Here is a 14,252-nt window from a genome sequence, read left to right on the forward strand (position 1 = left end):
CATGCAAAACGTCAGCGTATCGGTCAAAGACCTGTCGTTGAGCTTCGGTGCCGTCACTGTGCTCGACACGCTCAACCTCGACATCAAGGACGGCGAGTTCCTGGTGCTCTTGGGGTCGTCGGGCTGCGGCAAGTCGACCTTGCTCAACTGCATCGCAGGGCTGCTCGACGTCAGCGACGGGCAGATCTTCATCAAGAACAAGAACGTCACCTGGGAAGAACCGAAGGACCGCGGCATCGGCATGGTGTTCCAGTCCTACGCGCTCTATCCGCAGATGTCGGTGGAAAAGAACCTCTCCTTCGGCCTGCAGGTCGCCAAGGTTCCGAAGGAGGAGATCGACAAGCGCGTCAGCCGCGCCGCCGAAATCCTGCAGATCCAGCCGCTCCTGAAGCGCAAGCCTTCGGAACTTTCGGGCGGCCAGCGCCAGCGCGTTGCGATCGGCCGGGCGCTGGTGCGCGATGTCGACGTGTTCCTGTTCGACGAGCCGCTCTCCAACCTCGACGCCAAGCTGCGTTCGGAACTGCGCGTCGAGATCAAGCGGCTGCACCAGTCGCTGAAGAACACGATGATCTACGTCACCCACGACCAGATCGAGGCGTTGACGCTGGCCGATCGCATTGCGGTCATGAAGAGCGGCGTGATCCAGCAGCTTGCCGATCCGATGACGATCTACAACGCCCCGGAAAACCTGTTCGTCGCCGGCTTCATCGGCTCGCCGTCGATGAACTTCTTCCGTGGCGAGCTGCAGCTGCGCGACCAGCGCGCCTATGTGCACGTCAACGGCGTCGATTTCGACGTGTCGGCCTATCCGTCGCGCGCACCCTTCGTGCATGGGCAGAAAGTCGTTCTTGGCCTCAGGCCTGAACACGTACGCGTCGACGAGGCAGCAAGCGGTGCTGCGGCCTCGCACCGGGCGGTGGTCGATATCGAGGAACCGATGGGCGCCGACAATCTGCTTTGGCTGAAGCTCGCCGGGCAATCGATGTCGGTGCGCATCGCCGGCCAACGGCGCTATGCCCCGGGCACCGCGGTCACGCTATCCTTCGACATGGGCGTTGCCTCGATCTTCGATGCAACGAGCGAGAATCGCCTTTAAACAATGGAGATGGCACCGGGCGGAACTGCCACCCGGCCCATCCCGACAATGACTGTGCCGGCACAGCCGGTCGACCCCATGGAATACGACAATGCTCTCTGAGGACTACACCCGCACAGCCATCCGCCTCGACCTTGCGGGGGATTGGCAGCTCTCCTCCGTCGACAACAGCCACACGCTGGCGATCGCGCTGCCGGGCGACGTGCACTCGGCATTGCAGAAGGCCGGCGTGATCGACGATCCCTATGTCGGCCGCAACGAGAACGACGTGCAGTGGGTGGCGCACAAGGACTGGGTAATCGAGCGCACGGTGTCGGTCGCGGCTGCGGACCTCGCTGGCCATTGGTATCTCGACCTAGAATGCCTCGACACGGTCGCGTCCGTCTTCGTCAACGACAAGCCGGTGCTCGAAGCCGAGAACTGCTTCCGCCGCTATCGGCCTGACGTTTCGAAGGCACTCGTCGCCGGCGAAAACCGCATTCGCATCGTGCTGCATTCCTCGATATCAGAGGGCGCGCGCCGTCAGGCGGAGCAGCCCTTCTACGTGCCCTATCATCCCGGCAATTCGCCGATCGCCAACGGCAACATGCTGCGCAAGCCCCAGTGCCATTTCGGCTGGGACTGGAACCTCGCGATCGCGCCGCTCGGCGTCTACGGCGAGATTTCGCTGCGCCGGCTGGAGATCGCCCGCATCGAGCATGTGACGACCCGGCAGGTCTGGCTCGAGGACGGCAGCGTCGATCTCGTGGTGACGCTGACGCTCTTTGCCGATGGGCCGGGCATCGTGCCAGTGCATTTCTCGCTCGACGAGGACCGCGAACGACTGGACTGCGCCGTCGGCAAGGGCGAGACACGCATCACCCATGTCTTCACTGTGAGCGAACCCAAGCTCTGGTGGCCGGCCGGTAGCGGCGAACAAGATCTCTCGAAGCTGACGGTCGAGGTGCCGCAAGAGCAGGTAACGCGCCAGATCGGTTTGCGCACCATCGAGCTTCTGACCGACAAGGACGAGGCCGGCAGCCGCTTTGCCTTCCGCGTCAACGGCCGCGAAATCTTCTGCAAGGGCGCCAACTGGATCCCGGCCGATGCGCTGGCGTCGCGGGTAACGCGCGACGGCGTCGAGGATCTTTTGACCTCGGCGGTCGATGCCAACATGAACATGATCCGCGTCTGGGGCGGCGGCTTCTACGAGCCGGACTGGTTCTACGATCTCTGCGACCGTCTCGGGCTCATGGTCTGGCAGGACTTCATGTTCGCCTGCAACCTCTATCCCTCGACGCCGGATTTCCTGGAGAACGTTGCGGCCGAAGTGGACTATCAGGCCAAGCGCCTGTCGTCGCATCCATCGATCGCTGTCTGGTGCGGTGACAACGAGCTTGTCGGCGCGCTCACCTGGTTCGACGAGCCGCGCAAGGATCGCGACCGCTATCTCGTCTCCTATGACCGGCTGAACCGCACCATCGAGGTGGCGCTGAAGGCGGCACTGCCCGAGGCGATCTGGTGGCCGTCGAGCCCGGCGTCCGGCTATCTCGACTTCGGCGACGCCTGGCACGCCGATGGCTCCGGCGACATGCACTACTGGTCGGTCTGGCACGAGAACAAGTCGTTCGACAATTATCGCAGCGTGCGTCCACGCTTCTGCTCGGAGTTCGGCTTCCAGTCCTATACGTCGATGCCGGTCATTCGGCAGTTCGCGGCCGAGAAGGATCTCAACATCGCGTCGCCTGTCATCGAGAGCCACCAGAAGAATGTCGGCGGCAACGAGCGCATCGCCGGCACGATGTTCCGTTACTTCCGCTTCCCCAAGGATTTCCCGAGCTTCGTCTACCTGAGCCAGATCCAGCAGGGACTGGCGATCAAAACCGCCGTCGACTACTGGCGCTCGCTGAAGCCCCATTGCATGGGCACGCTCTACTGGCAGCTCAACGACACCTGGCCGGTCGCCTCCTGGTCGAGCCTCGACTATGGCGGCAGCTGGAAGGCGATGCACTACATGGTGCGGCGCTTCTTCCAGCCGGTCTCGGTCGCGGCCATCCCGTCGGCTGACGGCAAGGAGATCGCTTTCTCGATGGTCAACGACACCGCTGAGCCCGTGACCGTCGAGCTGCAGACCTTCCTCGTTTCGCTCGACGGCCAGCGCACGCCGCTCGCGGCTGTCGCCGGCACCTGCAGCCCGGACCGGGCGGCAACGCTGGCGACGCTTGCAGCTTTCGACATTCCGGAAGGCGACCTGCTGTTCTGGTCTTTCGAGGCATCGAACGGCATGCGGGGCGAGGGGCACCACGTCAACGGCACCTACAAGGCGCTGGACCTCAAGCCCTCCGGCCTGACGCTCGACGTGGCGCCTGCGGGCGAGGGCGCCTTTGATGTCACGGTCAAGGCGAGCGGCCTGGCGCTGCATGTGATGATCGAGGCGGATGTCGCCGGGCGCTATTCCGACAACGCGTTCGACCTCCTGGCCGGCGAGACCAAGGTCATCCGCTTCACCCCGAAGGTGCCGCTTGGCGCGGGTGAGCGTCCGCGCTTTGTCGCCTTCGATCTCGAATCCTGCCAGGGAAAGGGCTGACCGCCATGAAACGCAGCCACGTCAACGACATCATCGCCGAAAGCGATGCCTTCATGAAGAGCTTCGGCTTCACCCTGCCGCCCTTTGCCTACTGGTCGCCGGAGCAGCTTAAGGTGCGTGTCCGGTCCGACAGCCCGACGATCTTCGACGCCCGGCTTGGCTGGGACATCACCGACTATGGCAAGGGCCGCTTCGACCAGTTGGGCCTCGTGCTCTTCACCCTGCGCAACGGCAATGCCGCGAACCTGACCACCGGGCAGGGCATGGTCTATGCCGAAAAGCTGATGATCACCGCCAAGGATCAGGTCAATCCGCTGCATCGTCATGCGGTCAAGACCGAGGATATCATCAACCGTGGCGGCGGCGCGCTGGTGCTGCAGATGTACAACTCCAAGCCCGACGGCTCGGTCGACGAAGAGAGCGACGTGGTTGTCGCCACCGATGCGCGCCTGCGCACGCTCAAAGCCGGCGACCTCCTGAAGCTGAAGGCTGGTGAAAGCGTCACGCTGCTGCCCGGCAACTGGCACGCCTTCTGGGCGGAAGGCGCCGACGTGCTGATGGGCGAAGTCTCGACCGTCAACGACGATCTCACCGACAACTACTTCCGCGAGCCTGTCGGTCGCTTCTCGGCGATCGAGGAGGACGCAAGCCCAACCCACCTCTTGGTGTCGGACTACGACACCTGGCTCAAGTGATCCCCAGGACCCGACAATCCCAAGCCCCCTTAGCCCCCCAAGGACCCAAGACGAAATCGAGGAGGATTTCATGAAGGACGTCAGTTTCCAGCTCTATAGCGCCCGCAATTTCCCGCCTTTCGCCAATGTGCTGAAGGCGCTCGGCGATGCCGGCTACAGCCAGGTCGAAGGCTATGGCGCGCTCTATGCGGCGCTCAGCGACGCGGAGATCGCGAGCTTCAAGGAAGGTCTCGACGAGAACGGCCTTGCCATGCCGACCGCCCATTTCGGTCTCGACATGCTCGAGAGCGATCCGGCCCGCGTGCTCGAAATCGCCAAAGCGCTCGGCATCAAGGCGATCTATTGCCCCTACCTGATGCCCGACCAGCGCCCGACCGATGCCGCCGGCTGGCGTGCCTTCGGCGAGCGGCTGCAGAAGGCCGGCAAGCCCTATCGCGACGCCGGGCTGATCTTCGGCTGGCACAACCACGACTTCGAGTTCCTTGCCCTGCCTGACGGCAGCATCCCGCAGGACCTGATCTTTGAGGGCGGACCGGATCTCTCGTGGGAAGCCGATGTCGCCTGGATCATCCGCGGCGGTGCCGACCCGATCGCCTGGATCAAGAAGTACGGCAACCGCATCACCGCCGTGCACGTGAAGGACATCGCGCCTTCGGGCGAGAAGAAGGACGAGGACGGCTGGGCCGATGTCGGCGAGGGCACCGTCGACTGGAAGGGCCTGTTCCAGGCGCTCTCGGGGACCAAGGCGCGCTATTTCATCGCCGAGCACGACAATCCGAGCGATTTCAAACGCTTCGCCAAGCGTTCGCTCGCCTCCATTCAATCCTATTGAGAAGCAGGTTCATCCATGACCAAGGAACTTGGCGTCGGCATCATCGGATGCGGCAATATCTCCACCACCTACTTCAAGCTCGCCCCGCTCTTTAAGGGCATCAAGGTCGTCGCCTGCGCTGACCTCAACCCGGCAGCTGCCGAGGCACGAGCGACTGAGTACGGCGTCGAGGCCCAGAGCATCGAGGCGCTGCTCACCAATCCTGCCGTCGACATCGTCGTCAACCTGACGATCCCGGATGCGCACTATCCGGTGTCCAAGGCGATCCTCGAAGCGGGCAAGCACGTCTATTCCGAAAAGCCGCTGGTGCTCTCGCTCGAGCAGGGCGAAGAGCTCAGGGCAATCGCCAAGGCGAAGGGCCTTTCGGTCGGCTGCGCCCCCGACACCTTCCTCGGAGGGGCGCATCAGCTTACCCGCAGCGCGGTCGATGCCGGCAAGATCGGCCGGGTGACGTCCGGCACGTGCCACGTCATGAGCCCGGGCATGGAGATGTGGCACCCGAACCCGGATTTCTTCTTCCTGCCCGGCGGCGGCCCGATCCTCGATCTCGGTCCCTATTACATCGCCAACCTGATCAACCTGATCGGCCCTGTGAAGCGCGTGGCGGCGCTCGCCACCATGGCCAACCCGACCCGCACGATCACCAGCGAGCCGCGCAAGGGCGAGGTGATCCCGGTCAAGACCCCCACCAACATCCACGCACTGCTCGAATTTGACAACGGCGCGACCATCACGCTGTCGGCGAGCTGGGATGTCTGGTCGCACCGCCATGCCAACATGGAGCTCTATGGCACTGAAGGCTCGCTCTATGTGCCCGATCCGAACTTCTTCGGCGGAACCGTGGAGATCAGCGGGCAGGACAAGAACATCCAGCCGCTGGAAGCCTGGGATCATCCCTTCGGCATCGCCAACCAGGAGCACCCGCAGGGACCGATGGCGAACTACCGCACCGCCGGTCTTGCGGACATGGCGCTCGCGATCCTCGAAGGCCGCGATGCCCGCTGCTCGCTCGACCGCGCACTGCACGGCGTCGACGTCATGGTGTCGATCCTGAAGTCCGGCGAGGAGGGGCGGTTCATCGAGCTTTCCACCACCTGCACCCAGCCGGCCGCCCTCGGCATCGAGGAGGCGCGGGCGCTGTTGCGTGAGCCGCAGGAAGAAATATCGGGAAATCGCGTCGCTGCGGCTTCATAGCGGCAGCCGACAGGTTTAGACCTTTGTGACTTCAGGTTTCCGCTGCGGCCAGCCGCACCGGAAACCGTTTCATTTTGAGGGTGGCGGAAAGGTTCGCCATCCGGACATGGATCGCGGAGGATTTTTGCGATGACCTGGCTACCGGCGGAAAACCGCTACGACACCATGAAATATAACCGCGTCGGCCGTTCCGGCCTGAAGCTGCCGGCGATCTCGCTGGGGCTCTGGCACAATTTCGGCGGCGACACGCCGCATGACCGCAAGGTCGACATGTGCCGCACCGCGTTCGATCTCGGCATCACTCATTTCGACCTCGCCAACAATTACGGCCCGCCTCCGGGCTCGGCCGAGACCGCCTTCGGCGAGATCATGCGCACGGATTTCGCCCACCTGCGCGACGAGCTGATCATCTCGTCCAAGGCCGGCTACGACATGTGGGCCGGTCCCTATGGCGAATGGGGCAGCCGCAAATACATGATCGCGTCCTGCGACCAGAGCCTGAAGCGCATGGGTCTCGACTATGTCGACATCTTCTATTCGCACCGCTTCGATCCGGAGACGCCGCTTGAGGAAACCTGCGGGGCGCTCGACCATATCGTGCGCTCGGGCCGCGCTCTCTATGTCGGCATCTCCTCCTACAATTCGCAGCGGACCCGCGAAGCGGCCGCGATCCTGAAGGACCTGGGCACGCCTTGCCTCATACACCAGCCGAGCTATTCCATGCTCAACCGCTGGATCGAGGACGACGGGCTGATCCATACGCTCGAAGACCTCGGCATCGGCTCGATCGTGTTTTCGCCGCTGGCCCAGGGCATGCTGACGACCAAATATCTCGGCGGCATCCCTTCCGACAGCCGCGCGGCGCAGAACCACTTCCTGAAGAAGGACTTCATCCGTCCTGAAATCATCGACAATATCCGCAAGCTGAACGGCATTGCCGAAAAGCGCGGCCAGACGCTGGCGCAGATGGCGCTTGCCTGGGTGCTGCGCAATGGCCGCATCACCTCGGCGCTGATCGGCGCCAGCCGTTCGGAGCAGATCGTCGATTGCGTCAAGGCGCTCGAAAACGACACGTTTACGGCCGACGAACTGGCCGAGATCGATCTCTACGCGCGCGAGGCCGACATCAACCTCTGGGCCAAGTCGGCCGAGCTCTGATTTTGACCGAAAATATTGATTTGCCTGCATTTTGGGCAAATCTCATTGCTTTCCGGCGCATTAGACAAAAGTCGAATATGCGCCGGAAAGCGGCTTCTGGACATGGTCAGGTGTTTCTGTAAGGTGCGACAATGCCTGGCGGTTGCGACGCCTGTTTGCGTCGTCTTCGACGGGTAACGAGGAGGAGAGCCACCCATCGTCCGGGAAGGGGCAGGGTGGATTGATGGGCGGTGGTGCTGAATGCGCCCGCCCTTTTGGCGAGAACTAGGGGAGGAACCATGGATCGCCGTTCATTTATGAAAAACGCAAGCCTTGGCGGCTTGGCCGCAGCCGGTGCCGCAGCACTGGCGACGCCGGCGCTTGCGCAGGCAAACCCGAAGGTGAACTGGCGCCTGGCATCGTCGTTCCCGAAGTCGCTCGACACGATCTATGGCGGCGGCGAAGTGCTGTCGAAATACGTCTCCGAAGCGACCGACGGCGCGTTCCAGATCCAGGTCTTTGCCGCCGGCGAAATCGTGCCGGGCTTGCAGGCTGCTGACGCGGCTGCCGCCGGTACGGTCGAAGCCTGCCACACGGTCGCATACTATTACTGGGGCAAGGACCCGACCTGGGCGCTCGGTGCTGCCGTGCCCTTCGCGCTCAACGCGCGCGGCATGAATGCCTGGCACTATCATGGTGGCGGTATCGACCTCTTCAACGAATTCCTCGGCGCCCAGGGCCTCGTCGGCTACCCCGGCGGCAATACCGGCGTGCAGATGGGCGGCTGGTTCCGCAAGGAAATCAAGACGGTCGCCGACATGCAGGGCCTGAAGATGCGCATCGGCGGTTTCGCCGGCAAGGTCGTCGAGAAGCTCGGTGTCGTGCCGCAGCAGATCGCCGGCGGCGACATCTACCCGGCGCTGGAAAAGGGCACCATCGACGCTGCCGAATGGGTCGGCCCCTATGACGACGAGAAGCTCGGTTTCTACAAGGTCGCGCCCTACTACTACTATCCCGGCTGGTGGGAAGGTGGCCCGACGGTCCACGCCATGTTCAACAAGGCGGCCTTCGAAGCGCTGCCGAAGAACTACCAGTCGCTGCTGCGCACCGCCTGCCAGGCGACCGACGCGAACATGCTGCAGAAGTATGACTACCTGAACCCGGCGGCGATCAAGCGCTTGGTGGCTTCCGGTGCCAAGCTCAGCCCGTTCAGCGCCGAAATCCTGTCGGCCTGCTTTGACAAGGCCAACGAAGTCTATGCGGAGATGGAAGCCTCGAACCCGACCTTCAAGAAGATCTGGGACTCGATCAAGGCTTTCCGCGGCGAGTACTACCTCAACGCCCAGATCGCCGAATACAACTACGACACCTTCATGATGATCCAGCAGCGCGGCGGCAAGCTCTAAGCTTTCTCCCTTGCTCATGGAAACGGGCCGCTCGCGATATCCTCGCGGGCGGCCTTTTCTTTGCGGCTCGCACAGCGTGTTGCGCGCCGTCGTTTCCGAATTTCGTGGTATGGTTGCTGCCTCAACAGGACGGAGGAAGAGCCATGCCAAGCGAAGGCCAATCCGTCGTGCTCGGTCCCGACGAGGGGCGGCGCTACGACATGGGCGCGATCCAGGCGGTGTTCAAAGCCGATGGCGCCGAGACCGCCGGGCGCTTCTCGATCTCGGAATGGTGGCTGGAGGCGCGGCATGAAGGGCCGGGCGCCCACAGCCATGACGACAATGACGAGATCTTCTATGTGATCGAGGGTACGGCGAGCGTGCTCGTCGGCGACATCTGGCACCGGAAGCCGAAGGGTTCGCTATTCGTCATCCCGCGCGGGACGATGCATGACTTCAAGAATGAGAGCCGGGCCCGCATGGGGCTGCTCAACGTCTATGTCGGCGGCCCTTTCGAGGAGGCGATGCCCATGATTGTCGACTGGTATCGGGACAATCCGGCCAAGCGGATCGAGTGAGCGAGCTTCGGTGGGCGGGAGTGGCGGCAAATGGCGACCGCCTGAGGGGCTGGTATCGTCCTGGGTCGATCATCTCAAGCTTGCGGAGACCGCGACTTCAAATGCGCCGTCATTCCTGTGCTTCTCACAGGCATCCGGCCGGTCCAAGTCCTTGGGCTGAAATGATTTTTCCGCGCCGCGGACGCGACGCTACTGGATTGCTGTGACGAGCACAGGAAGGACGGAGGTCTTGGCAATCATCGCATCCGGTTTTTCGCCAAACGAAAAGGGCGGCCCTTGCGGACCGCCCTTCTGTCTGTCTGCCGGCCGTCTTACTTGAACGACGGCGGCTGGCTGAGGTCGTTTGAAGGTGCGGTCTGCGGCTGGGCACCCGGGCTGCCAAACGACGGCGGCTGGCTGAGGTCGTTCGACGGAGCGGTCTGCGGCTGGGCGCCGCCCTGATCGGCCGGCTTTTGGTCGAGCGGGCTGCCGCCTGGAAGCTGCAGGCCGCCGGGAAGGCCGAGGCCGCCGCCATTGTCCGGCAAGGTGAGGCCGCCGCCGGGCGCAAAGCCGGGCACCTCGATCTTGATCGTGTTCGGATCGACCACCGTTCCCGTGCCCTTGTAGTGCATGACCATCTGCGGGAACATGATCGTCAGCGCCACCATCAGGATCTGGATCCCGACGAAGGGCACGGCACCCCAGTAGATCTGGCCGGTCGTGACGGGCTGGATGTTCTTGCCGGTGATCTTGTCGAGATAGGGCACCTTGGCCGCGACCGAGCGCAGATAGAAGAGCGCGAAGCCGAAGGGCGGGTGCATGAAGCTCGTCTGCATATTGATGCCGAGCAGCACGCCGAACCAGATGAGGTCGATGCCGAGCTTGTCGGCGGCGGGTGCGAGCAGCGGCACGATGATGAAGGCGAGCTCGAAGAAGTCGAGGAAGAACGCCAGGAAGAAGACGAGCAGGTTGACCGCGATCAGGAAGCCGGTTTCGCCGCCCGGCATCGCCGTCAGCAGGTGTTCGACCCAGATATGGCCGTTGACGCCGTAGAAGGTGAGCGAGAAGACCCGAGCACCGATGAGGATGAACAGCACGAAAGCCGACAGGCGCGTCGTTGCCGTCAGCGCGCCGCGCACGACATCCATGTTGAGACGGCCCTTGGCGGCAGCCATGATCAGTGCACCGACCGCGCCCATGGCGCCGCCTTCCGTCGGCGTCGCGATGCCGAGGAAGATGGTGCCCAGCACGAGGAAGATCAGGGCGAGCGGCGGGATCAGCACGATGATGACCTGCTGGGCAAGCCTGGACATCGCGTTGATCTTGAAGCTCTTGTCGATGAGGGCGACGACATAGATGAAGGCGACGCCGGCCGTTGCGCCGAGGATGTCGGCGTTGGCGCCATGGGTCGGGTAGAGGTAGACGTGGGCGCCATAGGCGAATGCAGCTGCCACGACGAGGGCGACGGCAAGCGAGGTGACGCCGGAGCCGAGGGTGCGGGCTGAAAGCGGCAATGCCGGCATCGAGTCGCGCCGGATGAAGGTCATGAGGAGGATGTAGCCCATGTAGAGGCCCGTGAGGACCAGGCCCGGGATCAGCGCGCCGGCATACATGTCGCCGACCGAACGGCCGAGCTGGTCGGCAAGAACGATGAGCACGAGCGACGGCGGGATAATCTGGGCGAGCGTGCCTGAAGCCGCAATGACGCCCGAGGCGACCTTGCGGTCATAGCCGTAACGCAGCATGATCGGCAGCGAGATCAGGCCCATGGCGATGACCGAGGCGGCGACGACGCCGGTGGTGGCTGCAAGCAGCGCGCCGACGAAGATGACCGCATAGGCGAGACCGCCGCGGATCGGGCCGAAGAGCTGGCCGATCGTGTCGAGCAGGTCTTCCGCCATGCCCGATTTCTCGAGCACGATCCCCATGAACGTAAAGAAGGGGATGGCAAGCAACGTGTCGTTCGACATCACCCCCCAGAACCGGTCCGGCAGCGCATTGAGCAACGGCCAGGAGAGATTGATCGAGTCCGACAGCGGCGCGAGTTCGACGCCGATGATGAAGAACAGGAGACCATTGGCGGCGAGCGAGAAGGCGACCGGGTATCCCAGGAGCAGGAACACGATCAGCGACACGAACATGATCGGCGCCAGGTTTTCGGCAATGAATTCGATCATGGGCGTGGCTCCGTCGACAGGGCATCGTCAAGCGGCGCATGGGTCGGCACATAGGGTGTCGGGTCGTCCATGTTTCCGGTCATGATCGCGATTTTCTTGATGATCTCGGACACGCCCTGGAAGGCCAGAAGCAGGAAGCCGAAGAGCAGAATGGCCTTGGCGGGCCAGATGATCAGGCCGCCGGCTGATGAGGAGACTTCGCCCGAGACATAGGACATCTTCACATAGGGGAAGAGGTAGTAGAGCACGAGCAGCACGAAGGGCATCAGGAAAAAGACGTGCCCGAAGAGGTCGATCCAGTGCTGCACCCGGCGCGAGAATTGGCCGTAGACCACGTCGATGCGGATGTGTTCGTTCTGGCTCAGCGTATAGGCGGCGGCGAACATGAACGCGGCGCCGAACAGGTACCACTGCGCCTCGAGCCAGGCGTTCGACGAAATGTTGAAGATCTTGCGGATGACGGCGTTGCCGGCGCTCACAAGCACGGCCGCCAGGATCAGCCACGCAACATTCTTTCCGATAAATTCCGTGATCGTGTCTATGAGTCGGCTGAAGCCGAGCAAAGCTCTCATCGATTTCCTCCCCGCGATGGCTTTTTTGGTTCTTGTGCCAAGCACAGCAAGAGTGCCGATTTCAAGCGCGCGTTCAAGTCCGGGCCGCGATTTTCCCGTCTAGTTGGGCCGCTTCCGACTAAAGTAGAATAGCCCGTTTCGGCGCTTTGCTCATTGTTTGTGCAATCCGGCCGCCGATGCCGGAACATGACGATCGTCAGCCATCTCTAGGGGCAGATCGCAGTCTCGAATCGATGTGGATCGCTGGCCGCAAATAGCGGGGAGAATGTTTTACTGTAACGTTGCAGGCTTGAATTTGTATGATTTTTGGGGTCGGATGGCGCCGCCAACGGAGGACGCCTGGAAATGACCGCCATGATCCGAAACCCGATCCTTAAAGGGTTCAACCCGGACCCTTCGATCTGCCGCGTCGGCGACGATTACTACATCGCCACCTCCACATTCGAATGGTATCCGGGCGTGCAGATCCATCACTCGCGCGATCTGGTGAACTGGAAGCTCGTCCGCCGGCCGCTGGAGCGGGCAAGCCAGCTCGACATGCGCGGCAACCCCGACAGCTGCGGCGTCTGGGCGCCGTGCCTGTCCTATTGCGACGGGCTGTTCTGGCTTGTCTATACCGACGTCAAGCGCTTCGACGGCAACTTCAAGGACGCGCACAACTACATCGTCACGGCCGAGGCGATCGAGGCGACCTGGTCGGATCCTGTTTATGTCAACTCCTCAGGCTTCGATCCCTCACTCTTCCACGACGATGACGGGCGCAAATGGTTCCTCAACATGCAATGGAACCACCGCACGATGAGCTTTGGCGGCTCGCCGAAACATCCGGCCTTCGACGGCGTCCTGCTGCAGGAGTGGGACGAGCGAACACGCCGTCTCGTCGGTCCTGTCAAGAACATCTTTGCCGGCTCACCGCTCGGCCTCGTCGAGGGGCCGCATCTCTTCAAGAAGAACGGCTGGTACTATCTGACGACGGCCGAAGGCGGCACCGGCTACGACCATGCCGTCACCATGGCGCGCTCACGCACGATCGACGGTCCCTATGAGATGCATCCGGACATCTACCTGATCACGTCGAAGGATCACCCCGAAGCGCCGTTGCAGCGCGCCGGCCATGGCCAGTACATCGAGACGCCCGACGGACAGGCCTATCACACCCATCTAACCGGCAGGCCGCTTCCGCCGCAGCGTCGCTCTCCGCTCGGCCGCGAGACGGCACTGCAGAAATGTGTCTGGCGCGAGGATGGCTGGCTCTATCTAGAAAATGGCGGGCCGGTGCCGGAGGTGCTCGTCCCGGCTCCGGGACCTGTGGAGCAGGTGGTGGCACCCGTCGCCGTGGAGACGGAGTTCGACGACGGCGTGCTGCCGATCGACTTCCAGTGGCTGCGCACGCCGCAGCCGGAGCGGATCTTCTCGCTCGACCGGCGTCCGGGCCATCTGCGTCTCATCGGTCGCGAGAGCATCGGCAGCTGGTTCGAGCAGGCGCTGGTGGCGCGGCGGCAGGAACATCATTCCTTCCGCGCCGAGACGACGGTCGAGTTCACGGCAGAAACCTATCAGCAGGTGGCAGGCCTGACGCATTACTACAACCGCCACAAGTTTCATGCGCTCGGGGTCACCTGGCACGAGACGCTGGGACGTACGCTGATGATCCTCTCGTGCCCCGGCGATTTTCCGCATGCGCGGCTGGAGTTTCCCGTCGGCGGCGGCATCGCCATTCCCGATGGTCCGCTCAAGCTTGCGATGGAGGTCCGCGACAACGACCTGCAGTTCCTCTGGCGGGCGAGCGGCACAGCGGAATGGCAGCCGATCGGCCCGGTTCTCGACGCGGGCGTGGTCTCGGACGAGGGCGGCCGCGGCGAGCACGGATCCTTCACCGGCGCCTTCGCCGGCCTGTTCGCCTTCGACACGTCAGGCGCTGGTAAGGCTGCCGATTTCGATCGCTTCCGCTACGTCAGCCTTGCGGCCGGTTGATCTGTGAACATTAGGAATGCGAAATAAGTGATGGATATGATTACGTATTTGTAATGTAGAGTTTCAT

11 protein-coding genes are annotated in these 14,252 nt (G+C 63.0%); 9 read left to right on the top strand and 2 right to left on the bottom strand.

The window, feature by feature from the left end:
• Nucleotide 1: 1 nt before the first annotated feature.
• The 8 genes from JVX98_RS11235 to JVX98_RS11270 all read left to right on the top strand — a co-directional run bounded on the left by JVX98_RS11235 (nt 2) and on the right by JVX98_RS11270 (nt 9,483).
• Entirely contained in the window at nt 2–1,096 is a 1,095-nt protein-coding gene (locus JVX98_RS11235) for an ABC transporter ATP-binding protein (RefSeq protein ID WP_192446350.1), read from the top strand.
• 91 nt (nt 1,097–1,187) lie between these two features.
• A complete protein-coding gene (locus JVX98_RS11240; RefSeq protein ID WP_205238634.1) occupies nt 1,188–3,662 on the top strand; it encodes a glycoside hydrolase family 2 protein in 2,475 nt (824 codons plus the stop codon).
• A 5-nt stretch (nt 3,663–3,667) separates the two neighbouring features.
• Nucleotides 3,668–4,357, top strand: a complete 690-nt coding sequence (locus JVX98_RS11245) for a D-lyxose/D-mannose family sugar isomerase (protein ID WP_205238635.1) — start codon at nt 3,668–3,670, stop codon at nt 4,355–4,357.
• 70 nt (nt 4,358–4,427) lie between these two features.
• Complete coding sequence (locus JVX98_RS11250) at nt 4,428–5,189, top strand: sugar phosphate isomerase/epimerase (protein ID WP_205238636.1); 762 nt, start codon at nt 4,428–4,430, stop codon at nt 5,187–5,189.
• Between the two features lie 15 nt (nt 5,190–5,204).
• A complete protein-coding gene (locus JVX98_RS11255; protein WP_205238637.1) occupies nt 5,205–6,383 on the top strand; it encodes a Gfo/Idh/MocA family protein in 1,179 nt (392 codons plus the stop codon).
• A 129-nt stretch (nt 6,384–6,512) separates the two neighbouring features.
• Complete coding sequence (gene mgrA / locus JVX98_RS11260; RefSeq protein ID WP_043625145.1) at nt 6,513–7,541, top strand: L-glyceraldehyde 3-phosphate reductase; 1,029 nt, start codon at nt 6,513–6,515, stop codon at nt 7,539–7,541.
• A gap of 278 nt (nt 7,542–7,819) precedes the next feature.
• Entirely contained in the window at nt 7,820–8,926 is a 1,107-nt protein-coding gene (locus JVX98_RS11265) for a TRAP transporter substrate-binding protein (protein ID WP_205238638.1), read from the top strand.
• 143 nt (nt 8,927–9,069) lie between these two features.
• The gene (locus tag JVX98_RS11270) at nt 9,070–9,483 is read left to right on the top strand and encodes a cupin domain-containing protein (protein WP_205238639.1); all 414 of its coding nucleotides are present in this window, start codon (nt 9,070–9,072) and stop codon (nt 9,481–9,483) included.
• 311 nt (nt 9,484–9,794) lie between these two features.
• On the opposite strand, the gene JVX98_RS11275 is transcribed toward JVX98_RS11270, so the two are convergent.
• A complete protein-coding gene (locus tag JVX98_RS11275) occupies nt 9,795–11,639 on the bottom strand; it encodes a TRAP transporter large permease subunit (protein ID WP_205238640.1) in 1,845 nt (614 codons plus the stop codon).
• Nucleotides 11,636–12,211 carry a TRAP transporter small permease subunit gene (locus JVX98_RS11280; protein WP_205238641.1) on the bottom strand — a complete coding sequence of 192 codons (576 nt, stop codon included), beginning with the start codon at nt 12,209–12,211 and terminating at the stop codon, nt 11,636–11,638. Before JVX98_RS11280 ends, JVX98_RS11275 begins: the two co-directional genes overlap by 4 nt.
• A 345-nt stretch (nt 12,212–12,556) precedes the next feature.
• On the opposite strand from JVX98_RS11280, the gene JVX98_RS11285 reads away from it, so the two are divergent.
• A complete protein-coding gene (locus tag JVX98_RS11285) occupies nt 12,557–14,185 on the top strand; it encodes a glycoside hydrolase family 43 protein (protein WP_205238642.1) in 1,629 nt (542 codons plus the stop codon).
• Nucleotides 14,186–14,252: the final 67 nt, after the last annotated feature.

This window comes from Ensifer sp. PDNC004 (genome assembly GCF_016919405.1).
In the GTDB taxonomy this organism is placed as follows: domain Bacteria; phylum Pseudomonadota; class Alphaproteobacteria; order Rhizobiales; family Rhizobiaceae; genus Ensifer.

What these genes read in the sequence shown, in the direction of transcription:
- JVX98_RS11235 (WP_192446350.1), top strand. Translation starts at nt 2, where the DNA reads ATGCAAAACGTCAGCGTATCGGTCAAAGACCTGTCGTTGAGCTTCGGT.
- mgrA (WP_043625145.1), top strand. Translation starts at nt 6,513, where the DNA reads ATGACCTGGCTACCGGCGGAAAACCGCTACGACACCATGAAATATAAC.
- JVX98_RS11245 (WP_205238635.1), top strand. Translation starts at nt 3,668, where the DNA reads ATGAAACGCAGCCACGTCAACGACATCATCGCCGAAAGCGATGCCTTC.
- JVX98_RS11270 (WP_205238639.1), top strand. Translation starts at nt 9,070, where the DNA reads ATGCCAAGCGAAGGCCAATCCGTCGTGCTCGGTCCCGACGAGGGGCGG.
- JVX98_RS11285 (WP_205238642.1), top strand. Translation starts at nt 12,557, where the DNA reads ATGACCGCCATGATCCGAAACCCGATCCTTAAAGGGTTCAACCCGGAC.
- JVX98_RS11250 (WP_205238636.1), top strand. Translation starts at nt 4,428, where the DNA reads ATGAAGGACGTCAGTTTCCAGCTCTATAGCGCCCGCAATTTCCCGCCT.
- JVX98_RS11255 (WP_205238637.1), top strand. Translation starts at nt 5,205, where the DNA reads ATGACCAAGGAACTTGGCGTCGGCATCATCGGATGCGGCAATATCTCC.
- JVX98_RS11265 (WP_205238638.1), top strand. Translation starts at nt 7,820, where the DNA reads ATGGATCGCCGTTCATTTATGAAAAACGCAAGCCTTGGCGGCTTGGCC.
- JVX98_RS11280 (WP_205238641.1), bottom strand. Translation starts at nt 12,211, where the DNA reads ATGAGAGCTTTGCTCGGCTTCAGCCGACTCATAGACACGATCACGGAA.
- JVX98_RS11240 (WP_205238634.1), top strand. Translation starts at nt 1,188, where the DNA reads ATGCTCTCTGAGGACTACACCCGCACAGCCATCCGCCTCGACCTTGCG.
- JVX98_RS11275 (WP_205238640.1), bottom strand. Translation starts at nt 11,639, where the DNA reads ATGATCGAATTCATTGCCGAAAACCTGGCGCCGATCATGTTCGTGTCG.